The sequence below is a fragment of the Xanthomonas sp. NCPPB 3442 genome (genome assembly GCF_056725145.1).
This window is the reverse complement of sequence record NZ_CM161514.1, coordinates 899,254-924,517: the sequence shown is the minus strand read 5'-3', so window position 1 is coordinate 924,517 and position 25,264 is coordinate 899,254. Positions and strand designations below refer to the sequence as shown.

Here is a 25,264-nt window from a genome sequence, read left to right as displayed (position 1 = left end):
ACCGCAGCTTTCACTGTGGTCACTCACCTCGTTTCCGCTCCCCAATTACCGCCGTACCAAATCCCGAATCCCGAATGCCAAATCCCGGCTCTTACGCCTTGGCGCTCATCTTGTTGGCTTTCTCGACCGCTTCTTCGATGCTGCCGACCATGTAGAACGCCTGCTCCGGCAGGTGGTCGTATTCGCCGTCGCAGATCGCCTTGAAGCCGCGGATGGTGTCCTTCAGCGACACGTACTTGCCCGGCGAACCGGTGAACACTTCGGCCACGTGGAAGGGCTGGCTGAAGAAGCGCTCGATCTTGCGTGCGCGCGACACCGACTGCTTGTCTTCTTCGCTCAGCTCGTCCATGCCCAGGATGGCGATGATGTCCTTCAGTTCCTTGTACTTCTGCAAGGTCTGCTGGACGCGCTGGGCGGTGTCGTAATGCTCGTGGCCGATCACCAGCGGATCCATCTGGCGGCTGGTGGAGTCCAGCGGATCCACCGCCGGGTAGATACCCAGCGAGGCGATGTTACGGCTCAGCGTGACGGTCGAGTCCAGGTGGGCGAAGGTGGTCGCCGGCGACGGGTCGGTCAGGTCGTCCGCAGGCACGTACACGGCCTGGATCGAGGTGATCGAACCGCTCTTGGTCGAGGTGATGCGCTCCTGCAGCACGCCCATTTCCTCGGCCAGGGTCGGCTGGTAGCCCACCGCCGACGGCATGCGGCCGAGCAGCGCGGACACTTCGGTACCGGCCAGCGTGTAGCGGTAGATGTTGTCCACGAACAGCAGCACGTCCTTGCCCTTGCCGCTGGCGTCCTTCTCGTCGCGGAAGTACTCGGCCATGGTCAGGCCGGTCAATGCCACGCGCAGACGGTTGCCCGGCGGCTCGTTCATCTGGCCGTAGACCATCGCCACCTTGTCCAGGACGTTGGAGTCCTTCATCTCGTGGTAGAAGTCGTTGCCCTCGCGGGTACGCTCGCCCACGCCGGCGAACACGGACAAGCCCGAGTGCGCCTTAGCGATGTTGTTGATCAGTTCCATCATGTTGACGGTCTTGCCGACGCCGGCGCCGCCGAACAGGCCGACCTTGCCGCCCTTGGCAAACGGGCACATCAGGTCGATCACCTTGATGCCGGTTTCCAGCAATTCGGTGCTGGAGGACTGGTCTTCATACGACGGTGCGCCGCGATGGATTTCCCAGTGGTCCGAGGCCTGCACGTCGCCGGCTTCGTCGATCGGGCGACCCAGCACGTCCATGATGCGACCCAGCGTACCGGCACCGACCGGCACCGAGATGGCGCGTTCGGTGTTGGTGGCGACCAGGTTGCGCTTCAGGCCGTCGGTGGAGCCGAGCGCAATCGTGCGCACCACGCCGTCGCCGAGCTGCTGCTGCACTTCCAGGGTGATTTCGGTGCCGTCGACCTTCAGCGCGTGATACACCTTCGGCACTTCATTGCGCGGGAATTCGACGTCGACGACCGCGCCGATGATCTGAACGATCTTGCCCTGACTCATTTTGCTGCTCCGGTTAGCTTTGTTCTGTCCGAGTGGCCGATGCCATCTCGTGGAATTTGTGATTTGGGATTCGTGATTGGGGATTCGCAAGGGCGCACTTCGCTGCGCTCCAACCAATCCCGAATCCCCAATCCCGGCGTACTTATACAGCCGCTGCGCCGCTGACGATTTCCGAAATTTCCTGGGTAATCGCCGCCTGACGTGCCTTGTTGTAGACCAGTTGCAAGGTGCCGATCATCTTGTTGGCGTTGTCGCTGGCGGCCTTCATCGCCACCATGCGCGCGGCATGTTCGGACGCAACGTTTTCCAGCACGGCCTGGTACACCAGCGACTCGATGTAGCGCGTCATCACGTGCTCCAGCACGGTGGCGGCATCGGGTTCGTACAGGTAGTCCCAATCGTGGTGCGCCACCTTGTGTTCGGCGGCCGGCAGCGGCAGCAGCTGATCGAAGCTGGCCTTCTGCGTCATGGTGTTCACGAAGCGGTTGTAGACCAGGTAGACGCGGTCCACCTTGCCTTCGATGAAGGCATCGATCATCACCTTGATCACGCCGATCAGCTGCTCCACCTGCGGGCTGTCGCCCAGGTGGGTCACGCTGCCGACCATGTTGACCTTGATGCGACGGAAGAACGCCGAGGCCTTCTGGCCGATGGTCACCACGTCGATCTCGGCACCGGTGTCCTGCCACGGGCGTACTTCGCCCAGCATCTTGCGGAACAGGTTGTTGTTCAGACCGCCGGCCAGGCCGCGGTCGGACGAGATCACGATATAGCCGACCCGCTTGACCTGTTCGCGCTCGACCAGGAACGGATGCTGGAAATCGGTGCTGGCCTGCGCCAGATGCCCGATCACCTGCTTCATCGCCTGCGCATACGGACGCGAGGTCTTCATGCGCTCCTGCGCCTTGCGGATCTTGGAGGCCGAGACCATTTCGAGCGCGCGCGTCACCTTGCGGGTGTTCTGCACGCTCTTGATCTTGGTTTTGATTTCGCGTCCGCCTGCCATACTCGCTCGCTTCGCTCGCTTAGTGAGATTCGGGAATCGGGATTGGGGATTGGCAACAGCCTCCCTACCTCACCGCTTCCGCGAACCCCGGATGCCTAACTTCTGGGATATGGGAACAACGATTCGAAATCGGCCAACGCCCCGAACCATCGCTCCTACGAATCCCGAATGCCCAATCCCAAATCCCGGCGACTGGCTTACCAGCTGCCCGTGGTCTTGAACTCTTCGATGCCTTTCTTGAAGCTGGCTTCGATGTCGTTGTCCCAACCGCCGGTGCTGTTGATCTTGGAGACCAGCTCGCCCTGGGTGTTGGCGAAGTGCGCGTGCAGGCCTTCCTCGAACGCCAGCAGCTTGTTGACCGGCACGTCGTCCAGGTAGCCCTCGTTGACGGCGTAGATCGACAGCGCCTGGTTGGCGATGGACATCGGCGCGTACTGCTTCTGCTTCATCAGCTCGGTGACGCGCTGACCGCGCTCGAGCTGCTTGCGGGTGGCTTCGTCCAGGTCCGAGGCGAACTGCGCGAACGCCGCCAGCTCGCGGTACTGCGCCAGCGAGATACGGATGCCGCCGGACAGCTTCTTGATGATCTTGGTCTGGGCGGCGCCACCGACGCGCGACACCGAGATACCGGCGTTGACGGCCGGACGGATACCGGCATTGAACAGGTCGGTTTCCAGGAAGATCTGGCCGTCGGTGATCGAGATCACGTTGGTCGGCACGAACGCGGACACGTCGCCGGCCTGGGTTTCGATGATCGGCAGCGCAGTCAGCGAGCCGGTTTTGCCGGTCACCGCACCGTTGGTGAACTTCTCCACGTATTCCTCGGACACGCGCGCGGCGCGCTCGAGCAGGCGGGAGTGCAGATAGAACACGTCGCCCGGATAGGCTTCGCGACCCGGCGGGCGCTTGAGCAGCAGCGAGATCTGGCGGTAGGCCACGGCCTGCTTGGACAGATCGTCATACACGATCAGCGCGTCTTCGCCGCGATCCATGAAGTACTCGCCCATGGTGCAACCGGCGTAGGGGCTGATGTACTGCATCGCGGCCGATTCAGACGCGGTGGCAGCCACCACCACGGTGTGCGCCAGCGCGCCGTTTTCTTCCAGCTTGCGCACGATGTTGGCAACGGTCGAGGCCTTCTGGCCGATCGCCACGTACACGCACTTGATGCCGGTGCCCTTCTGGTTGATCACCGCGTCGATCGCCAGCGCGGTCTTGCCGGTCTGACGGTCACCGATGACCAGCTCGCGCTGGCCACGGCCGATCGGAATCATCGCATCGACCGACTTGTAGCCGGTCTGCACCGGCTGGTCGACCGACTTGCGCCAGATCACGCCGGGCGCAACGCGCTCCACCGGTGCGGTCTGGGTGGCGCCCAGCGGGCCCTTGCCGTCGATCGGCTCGCCCAGTGCGTTGACCACGCGACCCAGCAGTTCCGGACCCACCGGCACTTCCAGGATGCGGCCGGTGGTCTTGGCCACGTCGCCTTCGCGCAGGCTTTCGTAGTCGCCCAGCACCACGGCGCCGACAGAATCGCGCTCCAGGTTCAGTGCCAGCGCGAAGGTGTTGTTCGGCAGTTCGATCATTTCGCCCTGCATCACGTCGGCCAGGCCGAAGATGCGCACGATGCCGTCGGACACGCTGGTCACGGAGCCTTCGTTGCGCGACTCTGCGGACAGCTTGACCGCTTCGATGCGGGTCTTGATCAGGTCGCTGATTTCGGAGGGGTTGAGCGTGGTTGCCATCGTTCAGTCCTAGGTGCCGGCCGCGAGGGCCGTGCGTTTATGTGAATTCAGTGGGCGAGCGAGCTTTGCAGACGCGCAAGCTTGCCCTTCAGCGAGCCGTCGATGACCACGTCGCCGGTGTCGATCACCGCGCCGCCGATCAGCGACGCATCGACTGCGGTGGTGATGTCCACGTCGCGGCCGAAGCGCTTCTTCAGCGCAGCAGCGATCGTGTCGAGTTCGGTCTGGCTCATTGCAGCGGCCGAGGTCACCGTCGCCTTGACGACATGTTCGGCCTCGGCACGCAGTTGTTCGTACAAGCCTGCCACTTCCGGCAGCAGCGACAGCCGCTGCGCATCGGCAAGCACGCCGAGGAAACGCAGATAGTCCTCGCCCGCCTGCGGCGGGGCCAGCAGCGTCACTGCCTGTTCCTGGCCAAGGGCCGGGTTGAGCAGCAATGCGGCCACGCGCGGGTCGCCGGCCACCTGCGCCGAAAACGCCAGCGCATCGGACCAGGGCGCGAAGTTGCCGCCCTCACGCGCGATCGCAAACGCGGCACGGCCGTAGGGACGGGCAAGGGTGAGGGCCTGACTCATCGCTTAAATCTCCGCCGCCAGCTCGTCGAGCAGCGCCTTGTGGGCGTTGGCATCGATTTCGCGCTTGAGCAGCTTTTCTGCACCGCTGACGGCCAGCACCGAGACCTGCTTGCGCAGCTCCTCGCGGGCACGCGTGGCGGATGCGTCGATTTCGGTCTGCGCCAGATCCTTCTGACGGTTGGCTTCGGCAATTGCCTCCAGCTTGGCCGCTTCGATGATCTGGTTGGCGCGCGCATGGGCCTGATCGATGATCTCGTTGGCCTTGGTGCGTGCGTCCTTCAGTGCTTCGTTGACCTTTTCCTGCGCCTGCGCCAGGTCCTTCTGACTGCGGTCGGCCGCAGCCAGACCTTCAGCAATCTTTTGCTGACGCTCTTCGATCGCCTGCAGCAGCGGCGGCCAGATCTTGGTCGCGACGATCCAGATCAGACCGGCGAAGGCCAGCGCCTGGGCAAAGATGGTAAGGGTGATATCCATGGGTCGCTCAATCGCTGTTTAGGGGTGAAAGCGCCACCGCGCGGGCGGCGCTTTCCGACCTTCATCCGCGGATGCAACCGCCAAGGGCCGCATCCACATCCTGCTACCGCTGGATCAGCCGGCAGCCTGCGACAGACGCTCGATGAACACCTGGGCCAGCGGGTTGGCGAAGGCGAACAGCAGGCCGACGGCGACGCTGATGATGAACGCGGCGTCGATCAGGCCGGCGGTGATGAACATACGAACCTGCAGCACCGGGATCAGTTCCGGCTGGCGCGCAGCCGATTCCAGGAACTTGCCAGCCATGATGGCCAGACCGAGGCCGGCACCCAGCGCGGCCAGGCCGATCATGATGCCGACGGCGAGGACGGTGGAGCTCTGGACTTGAGCGAGGTTGGTCAGGACGGCGAGGTACATGGTGATCTCCGAACGAAAGTTTCTAAGGGTGATGGATGAAGCGGAATAAAGCAGATGAAGGGTGACGCAAACTCAGTGACTGTCTTCAGCCAGGCTCAGGTACACGATCGACAGCATCATGAAAATGAAGGCCTGCAGCGGAATCACCAGCAGGTGGAACAGCATCCAGCCCAGGCCGAATGCGCCGCCAGCAACCATGCCGGCGATGCCTGCACCGCCCAGCACCCAGATCAGCAGGAAGACGATCTCGCCGCCGAACATGTTGCCGAACAGTCGCATCGCCAACGAAATCGGCTTGCTCAGCCACTCGACGATGTTCAAAAGCAGGTTGAACGGCATCATCCACTTGCCGAACGGCGCCGTCAGGAATTCCTTGGTCATGCCGCCCACGCCCTTGGAGCGCAGCGAGAACACGATCATCAGGAAGAACACGCTGATCGACATGCCCAAGGTGGCGTTGACGTCGGCGGTCGGCACCGGCTTCCAGGCGTGCACGCCGGCCCAACCCAGCGGAATGGCGATGAAATCGGCCGGGATCATCTTGATGAGGTTCATCAACAGGATCCAGAAGAAGATGGTGATCGCGATCGGCGTCACCAGCTTGCTGCTGCCGTGGTAGGTGTCCTTGGCCTGGCGGTCGACGAACTCCAGGCAGATTTCCACGAACGCCTGCCACTTGCCCGGCACGCCGGCCGTGGCATTGCGGGTCGCCGTCCAGAACGCCAGGACCATGACCAGGCCCATCAACACCGCCATGATCAGGGTGTCGAGGTGGATGGTCCAAAACGTGCCGCCACCATCGCGAACCGGAACGATCAGGTTCTGCAAGTGATGCTGGATATAGGAGGTAGGTGTTGCTGCCTCGCCCGCCATGTGTCCGGAGCCCTTTAAGTTCGAATCAACGCCTGGCCAGAGCCAGAACCTGAAAAATCAGCCCGATGGCGATACCCGCCAACAAAGCCAGAGGAGGCAGCCGCCACAGGCCGAAGCCCAGCGCCAGCGCCACGAAAACCAACACCCACTTCAGCACCATCGCCAGGATCAGCCGCACCATGGCGATGCCCGCTGCCTGGATACCGCCACCTAGCGCGGTACGTGCCGCAACCCAACCGCCCAGCACCGTCGCAAATCCGGTCAATGCCAGACCGGCAGCGTAACGGGGACCGACCAACAGCAACCCCAGACTGGTTATAGCTACGGCGGCAAGCGGATATACCGCAGCGCGCAGCATCAACCGCCGACCCGCGTCAACGGAGTTCAGCACTACGGTTACCTTACGTGTGAATGAGTGGGAAGCGCAGCTGCGCCTCGTCGAGCCGCGAAAGTATAGCAATGGGACAAATTGCGAGACAACCGGCAGAGGTCATCGCTTGCTGCAACGCACCACATGGCTGCCCCCGTCGCGGGTGGGAACTTTGCCACAAACCAGCGGTCAGAACTTGCGAGGCCTGCACATCCTCGTCGAAAGGTAGCGCCGCAGGCCGCGTCTGGGAGCCCTGGGAGACCGGGGCTCCTGCTTTTGTACGCATTTTGTCGCACCCTGCGACCTTCCCATCGGCGGTCCAATCGATTTCCTGGTTTGCGTTGCCTCCGAACGACCCTTGGCAGCGCCGCTGCACGTGTTCCGTGACTCCACCAAAGAATTAGCAAAGCGGACCGTTTTGTCCGATTGCTACGGCCGCCTTCACGCCCACTGGACGGCCCCTTCACTTTTGAAAGACGCGCGCTTATCGACTATGCGCTGCACAGGCCGAACCGCCTGACCATTCCAAGAATTCGGAGCCCCCATGAAACACCTCCTCGCACTGGCGATCCCGTGCGTCCTGGCCGTCGCCTATGTCGCGCCCGCACACGCCGAAGACACCGATGATCGCTTCCAGCTCCGCCTTGGCGCGATGAATGTCGACAACGACAACACCCTGCGCGGCAACACCCTGCTGGCCGGCAACAATGTCTCGGTCAACGAAGATTTCAAGTTGGGCGGCAAGGAATGGGAGCCGCGCGTGGATGGCGTGTTCCGCATCAGCACCCGCCAGCGCCTGATCTTCGACTACTTCAAGTACGACAAGGATCGCCGCGAGACCCTGAGCCAGGATCTGAGCGCCGGCGGCGTGACCGTGCCGTCCGGCAGCTTCATCAAGGGCGAGCTGAAGTACCAGGTCGCCACTTTCGTGTACGACTACTCGGTGATCGATTCTCCGGAATTCAGCCTGGGCCTGCAGATTGGTGCCGAGTACGCCAAGGTCGAGGCCAATGCCTACGCCGATCTGGGCACGCTGTTCAGTGGCGACGTCTTGGACGAAAGCGAAGACGGCGTTGCGCCGGTCGTCGGTATCCGCTTCACCGCGCGTCCCAGCGAACACTGGCTGTTCAATGTGCAGGGCCAGTACCTCAACACCAGTTGGGGCGACTTCGGCGACTACGATGGCGACCTGAGCCGCGCCAACGCGATTGCCGAATACCGCTTCACCAAGAACTTCGGCATTTTCGCCGGCTACGACTGGTTCAAGCTGGACGTGGACCGCGAGGGCAGCGACGGCCTGGTCGGCCTGAAGCAGGAGTTCAAGGGCCCGGTGGCAGGCGTGACGTTCGCGTTCTGATCCTCTCGGGACCCGGGACCCGGGACCCGAAAAGCAGCTTCATGCAGAACCCCGCAGCGATGCGGGGTTTTGTCGTTTGACGGATGCGTGGCACGTCACCGACGCGGCGCCGGCCACAGGGCAGCAGCGGACACAGGCTCAGGGCGGCTTGGTCGCACCCGCTACCAACAGATGCTGGTGCGTGATGCAGTAGCACTCGTCGTGCCACCCGTAGTGCGGATCGGTGCAGATCGCATGCTGCACCGTCGCCGGCAGCGACGCCACGTCGCTGCGCAAGTCGCGCTTCAGCGAGACGAACACCGAGCCCGGATGGGGCCAGTCGGTCCTCCGCGGCGGCTCGGCGATACGGTTGCCGCCGGCCAATTCGCGCTGCAGCAGCGCCTGCAGTTCGGGACACAGATTGCCCTGCCCCACGGCGACCTCCGTGCATGGCGTCACCACCGCGGCGACCGTGCCACACGTGGCGGCACGGTCGTGCGGAGCGGCGTCACTTCTTCTTGGGGATGTACAGATCGGTGATGGTGCCGTCGTAGACCTCGGCGGCCATGCCGACCGACTCGCTCAGGGTCGGGTGCGCGTGGATGGTGTGGCCGATGTCTTCGGCCTCGGCACCCATTTCGATCGCCAGGCCAATTTCAGCCAGCAGGTCGCCGGCATGCACGCCGACGATGGCGCCGCCGATCACGCGATGCGTCTGTTCATCGAAGATCAGCTTGGTGAAACCTTCGGTACGGCCGATGCCGATCGCGCGGCCGCTGGCGGCCCACGGGAACTTGGCCACGCCCACCTTCAGGCCCTTGGCCTTGGCTTCGGTCTCGGTGACGCCGACCCAGGCGATTTCCGGGTTGGTGTAGGCCACCGACGGGATCACCCGCGCCACCCATTCCTTCTTCTCGCCGGCAGCCACTTCGGCGGCAAGCTTGCCCTCGTGGGTGGCCTTGTGCGCCAGCATCGGGTTACCGACGATGTCGCCGATGGCGAAGATGTGCGGCACGTTGGTGCGCATCTGCCGATCGACCGGAATGAAGCCGCGCTCGGTGACGGTGACGCCGGCCTTTTCCGCACCGATCTTCTTGCCGTTCGGGCTACGGCCCACGGCGACCAGCACGCGGTCGTACGTGGTGGCCTGCAGGCCGGGCTTTTCGCCTTCCACAGCCGCTTCGAAGGACACGGTGATGCCGGCCTTGTCGGCCTTGACGTCGGTGGCCTTGGTCTTGAGATGGACCTCGACGCCCTGCTTTTTCAGGCGATCGGCCAGCGGCTTGACCAGGTCCTTGTCGGCGCCCGGCATCAGCTGGTCCATGAACTCGACCACGGTGACCTTGCTGCCGAGCGCACTGTACACCGTGGCCATTTCCAGGCCGATGATGCCGCCGCCGACCACCAGCAGGGTCTTGGGAATGTCGTGCAGCTCCAGCGCGTCGGTGGAGTCCATCACGCGCTTGTCGTCCCATGGGAAGTTGGGCAGCTTCACCGCCTGCGAGCCGGCGGCGATGATGCAGTGCTCAAAGCGCAGCAGTTGGGTCTTGCCGTCGTCGCCGACGATTTCCAGCTCATTGGGCGAGACGAAGCTGGCCACGCCGGTGACGGTGCGCACCTTGCGCTGCTTGGCCATGCTGGCCAGGCCGCCGGTGAGCTTGCCGACCACTTTTTCCTTGTACTCGCGCAGTTTGTCCAGGGTGATCTTGGGCTGACCGAAGTCCACGCCGAAGTCGCCGGCATGGGCCACTTCGTCGATCACCGCGGCGGCATGCAGCAGCGCCTTGGACGGGATGCAGCCGACGTTGAGGCAGACACCGCCCAGGCTGGCGTAGCGCTCGATCAGCACCGTCTCCAGGCCCAGATCGGCCGCGCGGAACGCAGCGGTGTAGCCGCCGGGGCCGGCGCCGAGCACCACCATCTTGCATTCGATGTCGGCCGGCTTGCCGCTGGCCAGCGCCGGCTTGGGCGCGGCCGGCTCGGCCGGGGCACGGTGCGACGGCGTCACCGGCGGCTTGCTGCCCGGTGCGGCGGCAGGCGCTGCAGCGGCCGGGGCAGCCTTGGGTTCGGCCTTGGCCGGCGCGGCAGCCTCGCCTTCGGTTTCGAGCAGCAGCACGAGCGCGCCTTCGGACAGGGTGTCGCCGACCTTGACCTTGAGTTCCTTGACCACACCGGCCGCCGAGGACGGCACTTCCAGCGTGGCCTTGTCCGATTCCAGCGTTACCAGGCCCTGGTCCTTGGCCACGCTGTCGCCAACGGCGACCAGCACTTCGATGACGGGGACATCGCTGTAATCGCCGATGTCGGGAACCTTGATTTCAATGACCGCCATTTGCTTCTCCTGTAGCTCAACCGGCCGTGCCGGCAAGCGTCTGCTGGAGTTCATCCAGCGACGATTCGATTTGGGTCCAGCGCTTGTCGCGCTTCTTTTCCTTGCCTTCGCTGGCTTCGATCAGCAGCGCGGCCTGTTTCAGCAGCAACTCGCCGGCACCGCAGCTGGGGCGCGCGCCGCTGTAGCGCACGCCATCGACCTGGAACGAGAGCACTTCGCCCTCGCTCACCGGCGCGGTGCGTCCGTTCGGTGCGAGCTGGGTCAGCGTGTTGGTCCAGTTGCTGACCAGGCGCTTGGCCAACGGCGCCGGGATCGGGACCTCGACCGTTTCCGGGGTCTGCTCGGTGCGGAACTGCACGCTGCCGCGGTCGGTCTGGCTGACCCAGCTGTAGACGCGCTCGTCGGCGCGGCTATGCCGCAGGGTCCAGTCGGCGCCTTCCTTGCCCGGCACCAGCGACACCGCGCTCTCTACCCCACGTGTGGGCAGCGTCAGCAACGACAAGGCCGGCTTGGTGCCGCCATCCAGCAACGTGGTCACGGCAGTGCCGTAGTTGCCCACGGCCGGCGGCCAGCCGCGGCCGAGCGTGCTCTCGCATTCGCGTGCGGCCGCGTTTGCCCACGGCAGCACGCCGAGCGCGGCGATGGTCAGCAGCGCGGCCCTCACAGCAGGACGCGACGCATGTCGGCCAGCACCTGGCTGAGGTAGGTGGTGAAACGGGCTGCCAGGGCGCCGTCGATGACGCGGTGGTCATAGCTCAGCGACAACGGCAGCATCAGCTTCGGCGCGAACTCCTTACCGTTCCACACCGGCTGCATCGCCGACTTGGATACGCCCAGGATCGCCACTTCCGGCGCATTGATGATCGGGGTGAACGCGGTGCCGCCGATACCGCCGAGCGAGCTGATCGAGAAGCAGCCGCCGCTCATGTCGGCCGGGCCCAGCTTGCCGTCGCGCGCCTTCTTGGCCAGCTCGCCGCTTTCCTGCGCGATCTGCAGCACGCCCTTCTTGTCGACATCGCGGATCACCGGCACCACCAGGCCGTTGGGCGTATCGGCCGCAAACCCGATGTGGAAGTACTTCTTCAGGGTGAGGTTCTCGCCGGCCGCGTCCAGCGAGGCGTTGAACTCGGGGAACTTCTTCAGCGCCGCGGCGCTGGCCTTGACCAGGAAGGCGAGCATGGTCAGCTTGATGCCGGCCTTCTCGTTTTCCTTGTTGAGCGCCACGCGCAGGGCTTCCAGGTCGGTGATGTCGGCCGACTCGAACTGGGTGACGTGCGGAATCATGGCCCAGTTGCGCGCCAGGTTGGCACCGGAAATCTTCTTGATGCGCGACAGCGGCTGGGTTTCGGTCTCGCCGAACTTGCTGAAGTCCACCTTGGGCCAGGCCAGCAGGTTCAGGCCGTTGCCGCCACCGGCAGGCGCAGCGCCGGCTGCGGCCGGTGCGCCACCGCTGAGTGCAGCCTTCACATACCGCTGCACGTCTTCACGGGTGATGCGGCCGCCCTTTTCGCTGCCCTTGAGCTGGTTCAGGTCCACGCCCAATTCGCGTGCGAACACGCGCACCACCGGGCTGGCGTACGGCACCTTGGACGGCAGCACGCTGTCGGCATCGAAGGTCACCGGCGGGCTGCTCGGGTTGCCCGCGGACGGCTGGCCGCCTTGCGCTGCCTGCGTGCCGGCGCCGGAACGCGCGCCCTGCACCTGCGCGATCTCGCGCTGGGCCAGCTTGTCCGGCTCGGCCGGGACGGCAACCGGCTCGACCTTGCCCGCGGTTTCGGCGGTGTCGGTGGTGGGCTTGGCCGGCGACTGCGCCGCACCGGTGCCGCCATCGCTGGCCGCGATGATCGCCACCACATTGCCCTGCGAGAGCGTGTCGCCGACCTTGACCTTGAGTTCCTTGACCACACCGGCGGCCGAGGACGGGACTTCCATCGTGGCCTTGTCCGATTCCAGCGTGACCAGGCTCTGGTCCTTGGCGACGGTATCGCCCACGGCCACCAGCACCTCGATCACCGGGATGTCGGTGTAGTCGCCGATATCGGGCACGCGCGCTTCGATCAGGCCGCCGTCCGAGGAAGCCGCTGGCGCAGCAGATTCGGCCTTGGCGGCCGGTGCCGGGGCGGCGGCGGGCGCCGCCTTGGCCGGTGCGGCGGGCGCCGCGGCAGCGGCGGGCTTGGCGGTCTCGGCGCCGGCATCGGCCACTTCGATCAACGCCACCAGCGCGCCCTGCGAGAGCGAATCGCCGACCTTGACCTTGAGTTCCTTGACCACGCCCGCCACCGACGAAGGCACTTCCATGGTGGCCTTGTCAGATTCCAGCGTGACCAGGCTCTGGTCCTTGCTGACCGTATCGCCGACGGACACCAGCACCTCGATTACCGGGACGTCGCTGTAGTCACCGATATCGGGGACAAGTGCTTCCTTGATTTCGGCCATACGGGGAACTCCGGCAACAGAATGGGGAAACCGCTATTGTGGCCGGCTGCGGGCCGCAGCGCCAACCATTGCCGTGCAAAAAATCGCGCGCCCGGCGGGATGCAGCGTCCGCATGCGTGCGTATGCCGATCATTTCGCCACGCGCCGATCGACCCGCAACAGTTGCAGTGGCTCGCCCGACGGCAAACGATACGCTAGCGCATTGTCCAGCGCATCGAGCGCTTCCAGGCGCTGGCACAACTGGTGCGCGCGTGGCCGCAGTGCACGCGCCTGCGGCTCGACCAGGCGCTCGATGCGCGCCTCCATGCCATCGAGCGAACGCAGCTGCACGTCATTCCCGGTGATCGCGGACTGCACCGCGCCGGCCACCACATCGCCGATCAGCTGCGGCAGCAGCTCGGCCACCAGCGCGCCGATGTCGTCGTCGATATCGATCGGGGTCAGCTGGCTCTTGCTGAAGCTCTGCTTCAAGCGCACATCGATCTTCTCGCGCACGTTTGCCAACTGCGCGCGCGTGGCGTCGGGGCTGCGACTAAAGCCGGCGGCCACCTCGCCCAATGCGGTGACTGCGATATCGGCCGCTTCGCGCCCGACTGCCTGCGCCAGCGGCACCACATCGCGGGTCTGGCGCTCGAACTGGAGCAGGCGGGCGCGATCGTCTTCGCTCAATGCCACCCAGCGGTCGTCGACGAACAGGGCGCCCTGGCGCATCACCAGCCGCTGCGGCGTGCCGGATTCGCGGATCAGGATCAGGCTGCGGGCGTTGAGCGTGAGGTCGTAATCGCTGCTGACCTCGCAGTGCAGGTCCTGGTCCTTGGCAGCGGCCACCCCTGCGCCGCTCAACAGCCCGAACAGCGCAGCTGCTGCCATCGTGATTGCGTGTTTGATCGCCATCTCGCCACTCCGTTGCGGACCGGCTGCAGCATGCCTGCGCCTGTGGCACGCAGACCTGTGCCGGAGGCTGGCATGACTTCTGGCCAATGGCCGCCACGCGCGCAGCGCGGGTGTCGACCGCAGGCGGGCAGCGTACGTCAACGATCAGTGCGGCGGCATCGCGACGGCGGCGCGGTCACTGCGACGCTGGCATTCCATATCGACCTCGCGTTGTCTTACCTCGGCTAGCGCAGCGCATCGCACAGCGGCTGCCAGGCTGCGGCCAGCCGCGGCAGCGACCAGGCCGCATTGGCCGGGCTGGTGGATGGCAACGCGACGACTGGCAGCGCGCAAAGCTGCGCCGATAGCCGCGGCTGTACATGCCGGCGCCAGGCCTGTGCTGCCGCAGCGCCATTGCAGGCCACCATGCGCAGCTGCGGCAGCGTGGCCAGCAACGCGGGCAGCGGATTGACCACGATGCTCGCCGCCACAATGGACGTATCCAGACTGCCGCGCCGCTCGCATTGGCCGATGACGTCCCACAGGCCCACGCGATAGTCGAGCAATGCTTGCAAGCGCAATGCATAGCTTGCGGCCGCATCAATGCCCAATAGGGCATGCATCAGCGGCCAGAAACGATTGCGTGGATGCGCGTAGTAACGCGCGGCTTCCAGTGACGCGACACCGGGCATCGAACCAAGCAGCAACACCCTGCAATCGCTGCGAACGTGCGCTGGCAAGCCTTGGCTGAGGTGTTTTTTCGTCACGGCAATCGCATCTGCGTGAATGTCTTTTTCAGACTGCATGACGTAACGACGGCCTTCTTGGGGGAATTCCTGAACAAACGAAATTTTAGCGGGCCGCAGGTGGGCGTGGATTCAGATTTTTAGGAATAGTTTTGGCGCGGCCCACTCCACGGGCCCAACAACAAGACGAGGAGACCCTCATGCGTTCCATTTCCATCCTGAGCCTGGCTGCTGTATCTGCACTTGCGATTGCACCGTCCGCGTTCGCGCAGGACACCACCTATACCGGCGACACCTCCTCGACTTCTTCCAGCACGATGTCCACCAGCGGCGATACCGCTTCTGGCAAGCATTGGGCCGTGGTCGGTGGCGTGGCGCTGCTGAACCCCAAGAACAACCCGGCGCCGGGCCTGGACGTCGATGGCGGCCCGGCACCGACGCTGAGCGCCAGCTACTACATCAACGACAACTGGGCCGTTGAACTGTGGGGCGCCGCCGACAAGTTCAACCACCGCGTCAACGCCGATGGCGTGGGCAAGGTCGGTACCGTCGAGCAGCAGCCGATCGCCATCAGCGGTCAGTATCACTTCGGCGAAGCGGACAACGTGTTCCGTCCGTTCGTGGGCGTGGGCTACTACGAGTCGAACTTCAGCAACGAAAAGATCGACGCGGCGTCGACCACCGGCGACCACGTGGGCCTGAGCACCGCCAAGGGCGTCATCGGCACTGTTGGTGTGGACATGAACATCAATTCCACCTGGTTCGCACGTGCCGACGCCCGCTACATGCGTTCGCGTCCGGAACTGCGCGTGGGTGGCCAGGGTACCGGCAGCGAGCTGGAACTGGATCCGTGGACCGTTGGCTTCGGCATCGGTGCGCGCTTCTAAGCAGACCGCTGCCCATCAGGGCGTTGGTTGAAGAAAAAACGGGCCGAAAGGCCCGTTTTTTGTGCGTGGCGTGTGAGATGTGGGTTGCGGGCCGTTACGACCGAGGCCTAAGGTGCCGTGTCAGCTCTCCGGTACGAATGCGAATAGTGGCGTGACTATTTGCCTCCGACTCTGCTTCATCGCTTCCAATGCGTCTGCAACTCCGTGCACCTGCATGCGTCGACACCCCCGTGCATGCGTCGAACACAATCGCCTGGCGCGCGCTTTCAAACGCCCTCACCGCCAATAAACGCTGCCGCGCAAACGTGCGCTGCGCCAGCGCCACCACAGCAAGGTGGCATAGGCGAGCGCATAACCGAGCAAGACGCCGGCAGCGCCGAGCAGGCTGGCATGACTGAGCCACCCGTCGGTTGGCCAGGCCACCCCCTGCCAGGCGCTACGCCAGCCCTGCACCATCCCGGCGATCACCCGGACCACGACCAACGCGGTCAAGCCCAGCACCAGCCACAGATTGGGCCGGTAAAACAGGCCTTGCGTGGTGCGTTCGAAGCGTGTCAGGCGCAACGCCAACGCGCCCAGCGCCAACCCGCAGGCCCAGCCGAATGCGGCATGGCTGATCGCGCCGGGCCAGAACGCCGCCGCGATCAAGCTGAAGATCACAAACAGCACGCTGGAGATGCCCGCCGACACCAGGTTGATCAGCAGCAGCCATCCACGCGCCTGACGACGTGCAGTACCCATGCGGAAGCGCTGCAGCAGCGACAACGGGAACACCACCACGAACACTGCCAGGGCAATGATCACAGCCAGCGGAATGGCAAGCAGCAAAGGCATCGGGAGACTGCCGTAGAAAGATGGCCGATGACGCTACTACGTATACGTGCAGCAGCGCGTGTTCGGTGCCAATTGCGCCCATCTGCAGCACGGCGAACGCGCTCGGCTCGGGGCGAACGCGCCAACGTGATACGTATTGGGAAGGATCGAGCGCGTCCTGCCGAAGATCGGTAGCGACCACGGAGACATCCTCGGCAACGTTGTCGCAGAGCTACGATCTGGGCGCCGTTTGGCAAGAACGGGACACCCGCCTGGCGAGCTGCAACTGGATCGTTGGGCTGTTGATCCAGGTACCGGCGCGCTTCCAGGCGATCAAGACGCGATGTTCGAAGAAGCAGGCCTCGCGCATCCGTTTTCGTCCAAGCAGAACACTTCGTTTTCCAGCCCCATCGGTTCGGCAGCGGGCGTGCCCTCATGCAGGGGCGATGCGAGGATCCAGACGTGTATCGCGGGCGGCCCTGACTCCATGAAGCCGGCTTCCATCAGACCCGACACATCTACCAGCACCGCTTACGCCGCGGAGCCGCCGCCGTCGGCCGATCCAGCCGACGGGATTGCGCAATGGCCTGCGCCCCACCCCGACTGCCAGGGGTTGCCGCGCCAACGACCCAGAAAGCGTGTTGCCGACACCGCGGGCGATGGCGATGGCGCACGGGCCGGCAGCCGTGCGCGCCCATGCGGCAGCGACGCATTCGCCATCCCGGACGGCTTTACCCGGGAGCAGATCCAGCCATTTCACGATCTGGAACGACAATACGCCGCACTCTTTTGCACGCCCCACATCCGCGCCGTCCGGTCTGTACGCGATATCCAAGCCAGCCGGACAATGGATGTGGATATGGACGCATGTGTCGTCATCAATCTTGCGCAAGATGGATTTGATTCGATCGGCACGCACGGTTTGTCTTCATGCGTCTGCATTTGTGCGAAAGGAAAGAATCCTCGCGGCCACGACATCCTGGGCCTGCTGCATTATTCGGGGATACAGGATGCACAAGATGCACTTTCCGAAATCCGCGACGATATGCGCGAAGAAGGCGTGCGTAAGCCCGACATATTCCTGGTAGGCGGCATGATCTCCAACCAAGACGAGCTGGGCAGCTTCGAAATCGAGAGAGACCTGCTGGCGCTCGGGCACGACTTCAATATCGTAGGCGCCAAGCTGCACCCCAGCATGAGCGATCGCAACGGCGAGGAGAATGCCATCAACCTGGTCATGACGGCCGATGGCATCTATTACTACAAGTCGTGGTGAAGACGCCTGGGTGTAAAAGCGCCGCTGACCGCACTCAAAACGCCGGCAGCACCGCGCCCTTGTACTTCTGCTCGATAAAGGCTTTCACTTCCGGGCTGGTCAGCGCTTTGGCCAGTTTCTGCACGCGCGCATCGTCCTTGTTGTCGGCGCGCGCCACCAGGAAGTTGACGTACGGCGAGTCCTTGCTTTCGATCGCCAGCGCATCGCGGGTGGGATTAAGCCCGGCGTCGAGCGCGTAATTGGTGTTGATCAGCGCCAGATCGACCTGGTCCAGGACGCGCGGCAGCATGGCCGAATCGAGTTCGCGAAATTTGAGTTGCTTGGGGTTTTCGACGATGTCGCGCTGGCTGGACAGGGCGTTGCTCGGGTCCTTGAGTTTGATCACCCCGGCCTTGTCGAGCAGGATCAGCGCGCGGCTGTTGTTGCTCGGGTCGTTAGGGATCACCACATCGGCGCCGGTGGGTAGCTCGGCCAGCGCCTTGAAGCGGCGCGAATAGGCACCGAAGGGCTCGATATGCACGCCGACGACGGTGACCAGCTGGCTCTTGCGGTCGCGGTTGTACGCATCCAGATAGGGCTCGGTCTGGAAGTAGTTGACGTCGATCTGCTTCTGCACGACCTGGTCGTTGGGCTGCACGTAGTCGTTGAACACCCGTACATCGAGCTTGACGCCCTGCTTGGCCAGCAGCGGTTCGACCACTTCCAGGATTTCGGCATGCGGCACGGCCGTGGCGGCCACGGTCAGGGTGTCGCCGCCGCTGCCGCCACCGCCACCACAGGACGCCAATGCCAGCGTGGCTGCCGCCAGGAGGGAACGAAACGCGAATGTGCTCATGTAGGGATCCGTGGGAGGAGGAATGCGGACCTGCCGCAGGCGCTCAACCTACCAGACGCGGCGTGTGGCAGCGATGCACCGCGCGGTGCGAACGGGGCGGCGATGCAGCTGTTGGGTCACGTGCGCCCCAACGGCCGCGCACCGGCTCAGCGCCGGCTGTAATGCGCCACCAGGCGGTCGCCCAGCATCTGCAGCACCTGCACCAGTACCAGCAAGGCGATGACGGTGATCAGTGCCACGTCCGAGTGCGAGCGCAGGTAGCCCTCGCGATAGGCCACATCGCCCAGGCCGCCGGAACCGATCGCACCGCCCATCGCGGTGAAGCCGATCAGCGCGATGGTGGTCACGGTGGCGCCGGCGATCAGGCCGGGGCGCGCTTCGGGCAACAGCACCCGCAGCACCAGTTGCCGGGTAGTGGCGCCCATTGCCTGGCTGGCTTCGATGATCCCGCGGTCGACTTCGCGCAGCGCGGTTTCCACCAGGCGTGCGTAAAACGGCGCGGCGCCGACCACCAGCGGCAGGATCGCACCGCGCACGCCGAGCGAAGTGCCCATCAGCATCAGCGTGAGCGGGATCATCGCGATCATCAAAATGATGAAGGGCACCGAGCGCAGCAGGTTGATCAGCGCCGCGAGCGCGCCGTACAGCACCGGGCGCCGGCGCAACTGCGGCGCGCCGCACAGGAACAGCGCAACGCCCAGAGGCAGGCCGATCAGCAATGTCAGCGGCAACGCACCGGCCAGCATCAGCAAGGTATCGAGGGTGGCCTGGCCGATGTCGCCCCACTTGGCGGCATCGAGATTACGGAAGAAACCACCGGCGGCAGCAACGATTGGGGTCATACGCGCAGATCCTCCACCTGCACGCCGGCGGCGACGAAACCGGCGCGTGCAGCGTTCTGGTCGCCGCCGGTCAGGGCGACGATGAGCTGGCCGTAGGGCGTGTCCTTGATGCGATCCACCCGCCCGGACAGGATGTTGTAGTCCACCCCGGTTTCGCGAGCGATGCGGCCCAGAACTGGTTCGTAGGTACCGTTGCCCAGGAAGGTCAGCCGCACGATGCGTCCGCCGACTGCGGCGAAATCGCGGTGCAGCTCGGCTTCGTCCACATGTTCGGCTTCGGAAACGAAGCGCCGGGTGGTGGCGTGTTTGGGATGCAGGAACACCTCGGTCACCGGGCCGGTTTCCACCAGCTTGCCGGCGTCCAGCACCGCGACGCGGTCGCAGACACGGCGGATCACATCCATCTCGTGGGTGATCAGCACGATGGTCAGGCCGAGCTCGCGATTGATCTGCGCCAGCAGCTGCAGCACCGAGGCGGTGGTCTGCGGGTCCAGCGCGCTGGTGGCCTCGTCGCACAGCAGGATCTGCGGGCGGGTGGCCAGCGCGCGCGCAATGCCTACGCGCTGCTTCTGCCCGCCCGATAGTTGCGCCGGATACTTGTTGGCGTGCTCCTGCAGCCCGACCCGGGCAAGCAGCTCGGCCACGCGCGCATCGATCTCGGCACGCGGCGTGCCGGCCAGTTCCAGCGGGAAGGCGACATTGCCGGCCACGGTGCGCGAGGACAGCAGGTTGAAGTGCTGGAAAATCATGCCGATGCGGCGGCGCAAGGCGCGCAGGCCCTGGCCGTCCAGCGCGGTCACGTCCTCGTCGCCGATCAGCAGACGACCGCCGCTGGGCTCTTCCAGCCGGTTGATCAGCCGGATCAGCGTGGATTTGCCCGCACCGGAATGGCCGATGATGCCGAACACCTCACCCGGGCCGATCCGCAGATCGAGCGGATGCAGCGCCACGATCTGGCGACCGTCGACGGAATAGGACTTGTGCAGGCGCTGAAACTGGATCACCGCGCGTGGCCGGTTGGGGGGTCGTGAAGCCTACCATCGGGATTGGGGATTGGGGATTGGCAAAGGCCACGGCGGCCCCGCTGTTGCCAATCCCGAATCGCGAATCCCGAATCACGGCCGCCAGGGATTCGCAAAGGCCACGGCGCTTCGGCTGTTGCGAATCCCGAATCCCGAATCCCGAATCCCAAATCCCGTCCTCACGGCCTCTCAAGCGGCAACGGCCTGTCCGCCTGGCGTATCCGCTCCCGGCGCAACAAATACAGCCCGCTGGCGACGATGATGCCGGCGCCGGTCCAGGTCCAGCTGTCGGGCAGGGTCTGCCACAGCAGCCAATCCCAGCCGATCACCCAGACCAGACCGGTGTATTCCAGCGGGGCGATCATCGAGGCCTCGCCGCGCATGAAGGCCTGGGTCAGCGCAACCTGGCCCAGCGCACCGGCCAGGCCCATGCCGGCAATCAGCCCGGCGTGCCCGGCCTGTAGGGGCACCCAGCCGGGGATGGCCAGCAACCCGGCGCCAATGGCCATGAACAGCAAGAACCACACCACCATGGCCTGCGGGGTGTCGGTGCGGGTCAGCAGGCTCACGGTGATGGCCGCGACGGCATAGGCGGTGGCGGCCAGCAGCACCATCAGCCCGGGCAGCGAGATCAGCCCGTCCACGCCCGGGCGCAGCACCACGATCACCCCGACCAGGCCAATGCCGATCGCGGTCCAGCGGCGCGGGCCGACGTGCTCGCCCAGCAGCGGCACCGACAGCGCGGCCACCAGCAGCGGCGCCACGAAATACAGCGTGTAGGCGGTGGACAACGGCATGCGTTTGATGCCGAAGACGAAGCAGCCGATCATCACCATGCCCAGCACCCCGCGCAGCAGGTGCAGGCCCCAGCGCACCGGCACGATCGCGCGCGGCCCGGCAGTGGCGAACACCCACACCAGCACGAACGGCAACGAGGCGGCGCCGCGCAACAAGGTGACCTGCAGCGGCGGGTAATGCGCCGAGAGCAGCTTCATTCCCGCGTCCATCAGCGAGAAACAGGCCACGGCGGCCACCATCCAGGCGATGGCGGGAAGCGGGGAGCGGGTGGTGGGCATGCACGCATTATCGCCGCGGCACTGGCACGCCCGCCAAGGCCCGCATGACGGCCGGGCCGGCACGATGGCCTAGAATGGCGGCTGTTTTTCAATTGCAGGAGCTTTGCATGCCTTCCTTCGACGTTGTGTCCGAAGTGGACAAGCACGAACTGACCAATGCGGTGGATCAGGCCAACCGCGAGCTGGACACACGTTTCGACTTCAAGGGAGTCCAGGCCAAGTTCGAGCTGGAAGACGGCAAGGTGATCAACCAGTCCGCGCCCAGCGATTTCCAGATCAAGCAGATGACCGACATCCTGCGCGCGCGGTTGCTGGCGCGCGGCATCGACATCCGCTGCCTGGAGTTTGGCGAGGTGGAAACCAACCTGGCCGGCGCGCGGCAGAAAGTGACCGTCAAGCAAGGCATCGAGCAGAAGCAGGCCAAGCAGCTGGTGGCCAAGTTGAAGGAAGCCAAGCTCAAGGTCGAAGCGCAGATCAATGGCGACAAGCTGCGCGTCACCGGCAAGAAGCGCGACGATCTGCAGGACGCGATCGCGCTGCTCAAAAAGGCCGACTTCGAACTGCCGCTGCAGTTCGACAACTTCCGCGATTGAGTGCGGCGGGGTGACCGCAACGATCGGGACGGCGCTGCGCGTGCGCGCCGTGCGGCCGGGTGAGCCGGAGTGGCGCCTGCGGCCTGCGCGCGGCACGCGGCGCGGTGGCGCCCGTCACCTCGCCGCACTGGCCTAGCCTGCGAGCATGCGCGACCTGTTCGCCAGCCTGTTGCAACGCCTGCGCATGCACGGGCCGGCCAACGCAGCGGGCGAACATGCCCGGCACGCCGCCGCCCATGCGCAACCACGCATCGAGACCGGCTCGACGCTGCACACCATGGCCGACCTGGATCCGGTGGCGGCAGCGGCGTTTGCCGATGCCTTCCTGGTGGAGATCGAACATGCCATCGCCACCTGCACGCTCGGCGATGCCGGCACGCCGCAGGCGCAGGCGCTGCAGCAGATCCATTCGTTGAAAAACACCATCTCGCTGACCGGCTCGCAGCAACTGCTGAAGGCCTGCGACCAGTTGCGCGATGCCGCAAGCCATGGCGCGCTGGGCGAAACGCTTGCGCAGCGTTTCACTGCGGTGGCGAACGCGGCTGGCCTGCTGGTCAAGCAGTACCGGCGTACCCTTCCCTCCGACGATGCGGACCCTCATGCGTAGCACTCCCAACCGCGCAGCGCCCGGCCTGATCCTGGCCGCCAGGCAGTTGCGCAACGACAGACTGGTGCGGCTGTTCGAGTCGTTCCTGGAATATCGCGCCTGCGTCGGCCGCGTGATCGTGCAGAGCATCGTCACCGCGTGGTGCCTGGGCTGGCTGTACGGGCCGCAACCGGTGCTGGTGGCCGACGCGCACCATGTCTTTCCCACCGCGGTCGGCCTGTGGGTGCTGTCGGTGGTGTGGATGCTGCTGGTACGTCGCCGTGTCATTGCGCCCAGCGAATGGCTCGATGCGATGGGCTTTGCGATGAACCTGCTGTTCATCGGCATCCAGACCTACCTGGCCTTCATCCTGTTGATGTCGTTGAATGCATTTTTGCCGTTCATCACCATCGCGGCGGTGGCGCGTTACGGGCAACGCGCGATATTTCCGGTGTTGCTCAGCACCTTCGTGCTGATGCTGTTGACCGCACCGTCAGGCTATTGGCTGTCGCGTCCGGCGTATTTCGTCTATGCCGTGGCGCTGATCATCGTGCTGCCGTTGCTCGTGGCGCGGATCGTGCTTGCGATGCAGGAAGTGGCACTGCAGGCACTGGCCTCGCGCGATGCGCAAAGCCGTTTCATCAGCACCATGAGTCACGAATTGCGCACGCCGCTGAATGCGGTGATCAACTGCGCCCAATTGATCGAAACCGAGCAAATGCCGGCACAGCAACGCGAGCTGCTGCAATCGGTGACCGTCAATGCAACCGCGCTGCGCCATCGTGTCAACGAGGTGCTGGATGTGGCCAGCATCGACGGCGGACGCCTGCAGCTGCATCGCAAGCCGTTAAACCTGCTGGACGTGGTCACCACGGTGAAAGCGGTCTGCGCCACCGCAGCGTCCAGCAAGGGCGTCACGCTCGATGTGCGTGTCGATAGCCCACAGGCACCGCACGTGATGGGCGACGAAGGCCGCATCGAACAGGTGATCAGCAACCTGGTGATCAATGCGATCAAGTTCACCCCGGCCGGCGGCACGGTGGATCTGCTGATCGACGCGACCCAGGTGCAGGAGCGCTGGAGCATCGCGGTGACCGTCACCGACACCGGTATCGGCGTACCGGACGATCAGAAGGCCTACATCTTCACTCCGTTCACTCAGCTCAGTACCGGCTTCAGTCGCGTCGAAGGCGGGGTGGGCCTGGGGCTGTACATCGCGCTGTCGGTTTCCGATGCGATGGGCGGCAGCCTGACCGTGAGCGACAACCCCGCCGGTGGCAGCATCTTCCGCTGGATTTTCGAACTGCCCGGCGCCGCGGCCGGCAGCCATACGCTCGCGCTGCGCGATGCGCTGGCCCAGCACGCAGAAAACGTGCCTTCCCTGCATTGCCTGGTCTTCGAAGACATGGATACCAATCGTCTGGTGATCGGCAATCTGCTGACCCGCGCCGGGCATCGGGTGAGCTTCCAGGTCGATGGCACCGACGCGGTGCAGCGCATCCGCGAGGCAGCGCCGGACCTGGTGTTCCTGGATCTGCACATGCCGGGCACGTCCGGCTGGGATGCGCTGCGGCAGGCGCGCGACGCGATGTCGGCGCTGCCGCCGATCATCGTGCTGACCGCCGACACGCGGACCGATTCGATGCGCGACGCCAGCGCGGCGGGCGTGGCCGGCTATCTGCCCAAGCCGATCAATGCGCACGAATTGCTGGCACTGCTCGCCCGGCACGCCAGCCATGCACGCCCCTGAGCTCAAGCCGGGCAACGCCGCACGCGCCTACTGGCAGCATGCCGCGCACGCCGGCACGCCGCTGGCGGTGCTGTACCTGCACGGCTTCAGCGCCAGCCCGGGCGAAGCAGGCGCGCTACCCGAACAGATGGCCGATGCGCTGGGCGCCAACGGTTACGTGCATCGCTGGCCCGGGCACGGGCTCACCGCCGCCGATGCAATGCAGGGGCTTACACCGGCGGTGTTGCAGGCCTCGGCGCTGGAGGCACTGGCCCAGGCGCAACGCATGGGCGAGCGGGTTGCGATTGTCGGCTCGTCGATGGGCGCGACACTGGGTTTGTGGCTGGCCGCGCGGTACCCGGACGCGGTGGCCGGCGTGGTTGCCTGGTCACCCGGCATCCGGCCAGCCGACCCGGCATTGCTCGAACAGATCTGCGCCGCGCAGGCGCCGTTGATCGACCCGCGCACGCGCACGCCTGCCGCGCGTGCGTTCTGGTCGGAGACGATTCATCCGGACGGATTTCGCGCCTTGCGTGACCTGTTTGCGCTCATCGCCGCCGACCCGCCGTGGCCACGCGTGCGCTGCCCGGTGTTTCTAGGCTATTACCGCGCTGCCGACGGCCGCGAAGACGGCGTTGCCTCGGTGCCGGCGATGCTGCAGATGTTCGCAGCGCTGGGCACTGCGCCGGCACACAGGCAGGCGCTGGCCTTCGACACCGGCGCGCATGCGATCGGGTCCCCGCACAAGACCCTGCTGGCCGGCGCCGTCGCGCAGGCGTCCATCGCGTTCTTGCAGGCGCAGCTCCGTGCTGCGCCGCACGGCCTAAATGCGTGAGCGCAAGCTGGTCTGCGCGCGCGGTGGAAGAAACCTGCCGCCTCGCTGGCAGCGTCGCGATGGTGCCCCGCTAGCGCCCGCTGCTGCCT

26 protein-coding genes are annotated in these 25,264 nt (G+C 65.1%); 7 read left to right on the top strand and 19 right to left on the bottom strand.

The window, feature by feature from the left end; translation table 11 throughout:
- Positions 1 to 91: 91 nt before the first annotated feature.
- The 8 genes from atpD to AC1POX_RS04190 all read right to left on the bottom strand — a co-directional run bounded on the left by atpD (position 92) and on the right by AC1POX_RS04190 (position 6,979).
- Positions 92 to 1,498 (bottom strand): F0F1 ATP synthase subunit beta, encoded by a 1,407-nt coding sequence (atpD, locus tag AC1POX_RS04225; RefSeq protein WP_003484008.1) that lies wholly within the window; start codon positions 1,496 to 1,498, stop codon positions 92 to 94.
- Between the two features lie 142 nt (positions 1,499 to 1,640).
- Entirely contained in the window at positions 1,641 to 2,504 is an 864-nt protein-coding gene (atpG, locus tag AC1POX_RS04220; protein WP_008571039.1) for a F0F1 ATP synthase subunit gamma, read from the bottom strand.
- A gap of 197 nt (positions 2,505 to 2,701) precedes the next feature.
- On the bottom strand, positions 2,702 to 4,249 hold the full coding sequence (gene atpA / locus AC1POX_RS04215; protein ID WP_003484004.1) for a F0F1 ATP synthase subunit alpha: 1,548 nt from the start codon (positions 4,247 to 4,249) through the stop codon (positions 2,702 to 2,704).
- Between the two features lie 47 nt (positions 4,250 to 4,296).
- Complete coding sequence (locus tag AC1POX_RS04210) at positions 4,297 to 4,824, bottom strand: F0F1 ATP synthase subunit delta (RefSeq protein ID WP_008571041.1); 528 nt, start codon at positions 4,822 to 4,824, stop codon at positions 4,297 to 4,299.
- Between the two features lie 3 nt (positions 4,825 to 4,827).
- On the bottom strand, positions 4,828 to 5,298 hold the full coding sequence (locus tag AC1POX_RS04205) for a F0F1 ATP synthase subunit B (protein WP_003483999.1): 471 nt from the start codon (positions 5,296 to 5,298) through the stop codon (positions 4,828 to 4,830).
- Between the two features lie 114 nt (positions 5,299 to 5,412).
- Positions 5,413 to 5,715: a F0F1 ATP synthase subunit C gene (atpE, locus tag AC1POX_RS04200; RefSeq protein WP_002814105.1), complete on the bottom strand. Its 303-nt coding sequence runs from the start codon at positions 5,713 to 5,715 to the stop codon at positions 5,413 to 5,415.
- 72 nt (positions 5,716 to 5,787) lie between these two features.
- Complete coding sequence (atpB, locus tag AC1POX_RS04195; RefSeq protein ID WP_005914709.1) at positions 5,788 to 6,588, bottom strand: F0F1 ATP synthase subunit A; 801 nt, start codon at positions 6,586 to 6,588, stop codon at positions 5,788 to 5,790.
- Positions 6,589 to 6,613: 25 nt separating this feature from the next.
- Positions 6,614 to 6,979 carry a hypothetical protein gene (locus tag AC1POX_RS04190; RefSeq protein ID WP_005920882.1) on the bottom strand — a complete coding sequence of 122 codons (366 nt, stop codon included), beginning with the start codon at positions 6,977 to 6,979 and terminating at the stop codon, positions 6,614 to 6,616.
- 523 nt (positions 6,980 to 7,502) lie between these two features.
- Between AC1POX_RS04190 and AC1POX_RS04185 the strand changes: the two genes are divergently transcribed.
- The gene (locus AC1POX_RS04185; RefSeq protein ID WP_008571043.1) at positions 7,503 to 8,315 is read left to right on the top strand and encodes a hypothetical protein; all 813 of its coding nucleotides are present in this window, start codon (positions 7,503 to 7,505) and stop codon (positions 8,313 to 8,315) included.
- A gap of 138 nt (positions 8,316 to 8,453) precedes the next feature.
- On the opposite strand, the gene AC1POX_RS04180 is transcribed toward AC1POX_RS04185, so the two are convergent.
- The 6 genes from AC1POX_RS04180 to AC1POX_RS04155 all read right to left on the bottom strand — a co-directional run bounded on the left by AC1POX_RS04180 (position 8,454) and on the right by AC1POX_RS04155 (position 14,741).
- Entirely contained in the window at positions 8,454 to 8,753 is a 300-nt protein-coding gene (locus AC1POX_RS04180) for a hypothetical protein (protein ID WP_031424974.1), read from the bottom strand.
- Between the two features lie 49 nt (positions 8,754 to 8,802).
- Positions 8,803 to 10,626: a dihydrolipoyl dehydrogenase gene (gene lpdA / locus AC1POX_RS04175; protein WP_031424975.1), complete on the bottom strand. Its 1,824-nt coding sequence runs from the start codon at positions 10,624 to 10,626 to the stop codon at positions 8,803 to 8,805.
- 16 nt (positions 10,627 to 10,642) lie between these two features.
- Complete coding sequence (locus AC1POX_RS04170) at positions 10,643 to 11,290, bottom strand: hypothetical protein (protein ID WP_008572889.1); 648 nt, start codon at positions 11,288 to 11,290, stop codon at positions 10,643 to 10,645.
- The gene (locus AC1POX_RS04165; RefSeq protein WP_372183713.1) at positions 11,287 to 13,062 is read right to left on the bottom strand and encodes a dihydrolipoyllysine-residue acetyltransferase; all 1,776 of its coding nucleotides are present in this window, start codon (positions 13,060 to 13,062) and stop codon (positions 11,287 to 11,289) included. Before AC1POX_RS04165 ends, AC1POX_RS04170 begins: the two co-directional genes overlap by 4 nt.
- Positions 13,063 to 13,191: 129 nt before the next feature.
- Entirely contained in the window at positions 13,192 to 13,956 is a 765-nt protein-coding gene (locus AC1POX_RS04160; protein WP_127166816.1) for a DUF2884 family protein, read from the bottom strand.
- A 224-nt stretch (positions 13,957 to 14,180) separates the two neighbouring features.
- On the bottom strand, positions 14,181 to 14,741 hold the full coding sequence (locus AC1POX_RS04155) for a DNA-deoxyinosine glycosylase (protein WP_136733225.1): 561 nt from the start codon (positions 14,739 to 14,741) through the stop codon (positions 14,181 to 14,183).
- Positions 14,742 to 14,881: 140 nt separating this feature from the next.
- Between AC1POX_RS04155 and AC1POX_RS04150 the strand changes: the two genes are divergently transcribed.
- Positions 14,882 to 15,568 carry an OmpW/AlkL family protein gene (locus AC1POX_RS04150; RefSeq protein ID WP_014091128.1) on the top strand — a complete coding sequence of 229 codons (687 nt, stop codon included), beginning with the start codon at positions 14,882 to 14,884 and terminating at the stop codon, positions 15,566 to 15,568.
- A 276-nt stretch (positions 15,569 to 15,844) separates the two neighbouring features.
- Here AC1POX_RS04150 and AC1POX_RS04145 read toward each other — a convergent pair whose 3' ends face one another.
- Positions 15,845 to 16,402, bottom strand: coding sequence for a CcdC protein domain-containing protein (locus tag AC1POX_RS04145; RefSeq protein ID WP_057681137.1), 558 nt, complete (start codon positions 16,400 to 16,402; stop codon positions 15,845 to 15,847).
- 322 nt (positions 16,403 to 16,724) lie between these two features.
- On the opposite strand from AC1POX_RS04145, the gene xopAK reads away from it, so the two are divergent.
- Positions 16,725 to 17,657, top strand: coding sequence for a XopAK family type III secretion system effector (gene xopAK / locus AC1POX_RS04140; protein ID WP_327464168.1), 933 nt, complete (start codon positions 16,725 to 16,727; stop codon positions 17,655 to 17,657).
- A gap of 34 nt (positions 17,658 to 17,691) precedes the next feature.
- On the opposite strand, the gene AC1POX_RS04135 is transcribed toward xopAK, so the two are convergent.
- The 4 genes from AC1POX_RS04135 to AC1POX_RS04120 form a co-directional block, all read right to left on the bottom strand.
- Positions 17,692 to 18,492 (bottom strand): MetQ/NlpA family ABC transporter substrate-binding protein, encoded by an 801-nt coding sequence (locus tag AC1POX_RS04135; RefSeq protein WP_011348670.1) that lies wholly within the window; start codon positions 18,490 to 18,492, stop codon positions 17,692 to 17,694.
- 146 nt (positions 18,493 to 18,638) lie between these two features.
- Positions 18,639 to 19,334 carry a methionine ABC transporter permease gene (locus AC1POX_RS04130; protein WP_003489185.1) on the bottom strand — a complete coding sequence of 232 codons (696 nt, stop codon included), beginning with the start codon at positions 19,332 to 19,334 and terminating at the stop codon, positions 18,639 to 18,641.
- A complete protein-coding gene (locus AC1POX_RS04125) occupies positions 19,331 to 20,338 on the bottom strand; it encodes a methionine ABC transporter ATP-binding protein (protein WP_008578010.1) in 1,008 nt (335 codons plus the stop codon). The genes AC1POX_RS04130 and AC1POX_RS04125 overlap by 4 nt, the downstream gene beginning before the upstream one ends.
- 197 nt (positions 20,339 to 20,535) lie before the next feature.
- Complete coding sequence (locus AC1POX_RS04120) at positions 20,536 to 21,432, bottom strand: DMT family transporter (RefSeq protein ID WP_071118094.1); 897 nt, start codon at positions 21,430 to 21,432, stop codon at positions 20,536 to 20,538.
- Positions 21,433 to 21,539: 107 nt separating this feature from the next.
- On the opposite strand from AC1POX_RS04120, the gene AC1POX_RS04115 reads away from it, so the two are divergent.
- The 4 genes from AC1POX_RS04115 (at position 21,540) to AC1POX_RS04100 (ending at position 25,175) form a co-directional block, all read left to right on the top strand.
- A complete protein-coding gene (locus tag AC1POX_RS04115) occupies positions 21,540 to 22,025 on the top strand; it encodes a YajQ family cyclic di-GMP-binding protein (protein WP_008578012.1) in 486 nt (161 codons plus the stop codon).
- A gap of 145 nt (positions 22,026 to 22,170) precedes the next feature.
- Positions 22,171 to 22,632 (top strand): hypothetical protein, encoded by a 462-nt coding sequence (locus AC1POX_RS04110; RefSeq protein WP_031424982.1) that lies wholly within the window; start codon positions 22,171 to 22,173, stop codon positions 22,630 to 22,632.
- A complete protein-coding gene (locus tag AC1POX_RS04105; protein WP_057681140.1) occupies positions 22,625 to 24,361 on the top strand; it encodes an ATP-binding response regulator in 1,737 nt (578 codons plus the stop codon). Before AC1POX_RS04110 ends, AC1POX_RS04105 begins: the two co-directional genes overlap by 8 nt.
- Positions 24,348 to 25,175, top strand: coding sequence for an alpha/beta hydrolase (locus tag AC1POX_RS04100; protein ID WP_372356787.1), 828 nt, complete (start codon positions 24,348 to 24,350; stop codon positions 25,173 to 25,175). The genes AC1POX_RS04105 and AC1POX_RS04100 overlap by 14 nt, the downstream gene beginning before the upstream one ends.
- The last annotated feature ends 89 nt before the right edge of the window (positions 25,176 to 25,264 follow it).

What these genes read in the sequence shown, in the direction of transcription:
- AC1POX_RS04100 (WP_372356787.1), top strand. Translation starts at nt 24,348, where the DNA reads ATGCACGCCCCTGAGCTCAAGCCGGGCAACGCCGCACGCGCCTACTGG.
- atpA (WP_003484004.1), bottom strand. Translation starts at nt 4,249, where the DNA reads ATGGCAACCACGCTCAACCCCTCCGAAATCAGCGACCTGATCAAGACC.
- AC1POX_RS04135 (WP_011348670.1), bottom strand. Translation starts at nt 18,492, where the DNA reads ATGAGCACATTCGCGTTTCGTTCCCTCCTGGCGGCAGCCACGCTGGCA.
- AC1POX_RS04205 (WP_003483999.1), bottom strand. Translation starts at nt 5,298, where the DNA reads ATGGATATCACCCTTACCATCTTTGCCCAGGCGCTGGCCTTCGCCGGT.
- xopAK (WP_327464168.1), top strand. Translation starts at nt 16,725, where the DNA reads ATGTTCGAAGAAGCAGGCCTCGCGCATCCGTTTTCGTCCAAGCAGAAC.
- AC1POX_RS04110 (WP_031424982.1), top strand. Translation starts at nt 22,171, where the DNA reads ATGCGCGACCTGTTCGCCAGCCTGTTGCAACGCCTGCGCATGCACGGG.
- AC1POX_RS04145 (WP_057681137.1), bottom strand. Translation starts at nt 16,402, where the DNA reads ATGCCTTTGCTGCTTGCCATTCCGCTGGCTGTGATCATTGCCCTGGCA.
- AC1POX_RS04155 (WP_136733225.1), bottom strand. Translation starts at nt 14,741, where the DNA reads ATGCAGTCTGAAAAAGACATTCACGCAGATGCGATTGCCGTGACGAAA.
- AC1POX_RS04115 (WP_008578012.1), top strand. Translation starts at nt 21,540, where the DNA reads ATGCCTTCCTTCGACGTTGTGTCCGAAGTGGACAAGCACGAACTGACC.
- AC1POX_RS04210 (WP_008571041.1), bottom strand. Translation starts at nt 4,824, where the DNA reads ATGAGTCAGGCCCTCACCCTTGCCCGTCCCTACGGCCGTGCCGCGTTT.
- atpB (WP_005914709.1), bottom strand. Translation starts at nt 6,588, where the DNA reads ATGGCGGGCGAGGCAGCAACACCTACCTCCTATATCCAGCATCACTTG.
- AC1POX_RS04160 (WP_127166816.1), bottom strand. Translation starts at nt 13,956, where the DNA reads ATGGCGATCAAACACGCAATCACGATGGCAGCAGCTGCGCTGTTCGGG.
- atpE (WP_002814105.1), bottom strand. Translation starts at nt 5,715, where the DNA reads ATGTACCTCGCCGTCCTGACCAACCTCGCTCAAGTCCAGAGCTCCACC.
- AC1POX_RS04130 (WP_003489185.1), bottom strand. Translation starts at nt 19,334, where the DNA reads ATGACCCCAATCGTTGCTGCCGCCGGTGGTTTCTTCCGTAATCTCGAT.
- AC1POX_RS04105 (WP_057681140.1), top strand. Translation starts at nt 22,625, where the DNA reads ATGCGTAGCACTCCCAACCGCGCAGCGCCCGGCCTGATCCTGGCCGCC.
- AC1POX_RS04120 (WP_071118094.1), bottom strand. Translation starts at nt 21,432, where the DNA reads ATGCCCACCACCCGCTCCCCGCTTCCCGCCATCGCCTGGATGGTGGCC.
- AC1POX_RS04165 (WP_372183713.1), bottom strand. Translation starts at nt 13,062, where the DNA reads ATGGCCGAAATCAAGGAAGCACTTGTCCCCGATATCGGTGACTACAGC.
- atpG (WP_008571039.1), bottom strand. Translation starts at nt 2,504, where the DNA reads ATGGCAGGCGGACGCGAAATCAAAACCAAGATCAAGAGCGTGCAGAAC.
- atpD (WP_003484008.1), bottom strand. Translation starts at nt 1,498, where the DNA reads ATGAGTCAGGGCAAGATCGTTCAGATCATCGGCGCGGTCGTCGACGTC.
- AC1POX_RS04185 (WP_008571043.1), top strand. Translation starts at nt 7,503, where the DNA reads ATGAAACACCTCCTCGCACTGGCGATCCCGTGCGTCCTGGCCGTCGCC.
- AC1POX_RS04150 (WP_014091128.1), top strand. Translation starts at nt 14,882, where the DNA reads ATGCGTTCCATTTCCATCCTGAGCCTGGCTGCTGTATCTGCACTTGCG.
- lpdA (WP_031424975.1), bottom strand. Translation starts at nt 10,626, where the DNA reads ATGGCGGTCATTGAAATCAAGGTTCCCGACATCGGCGATTACAGCGAT.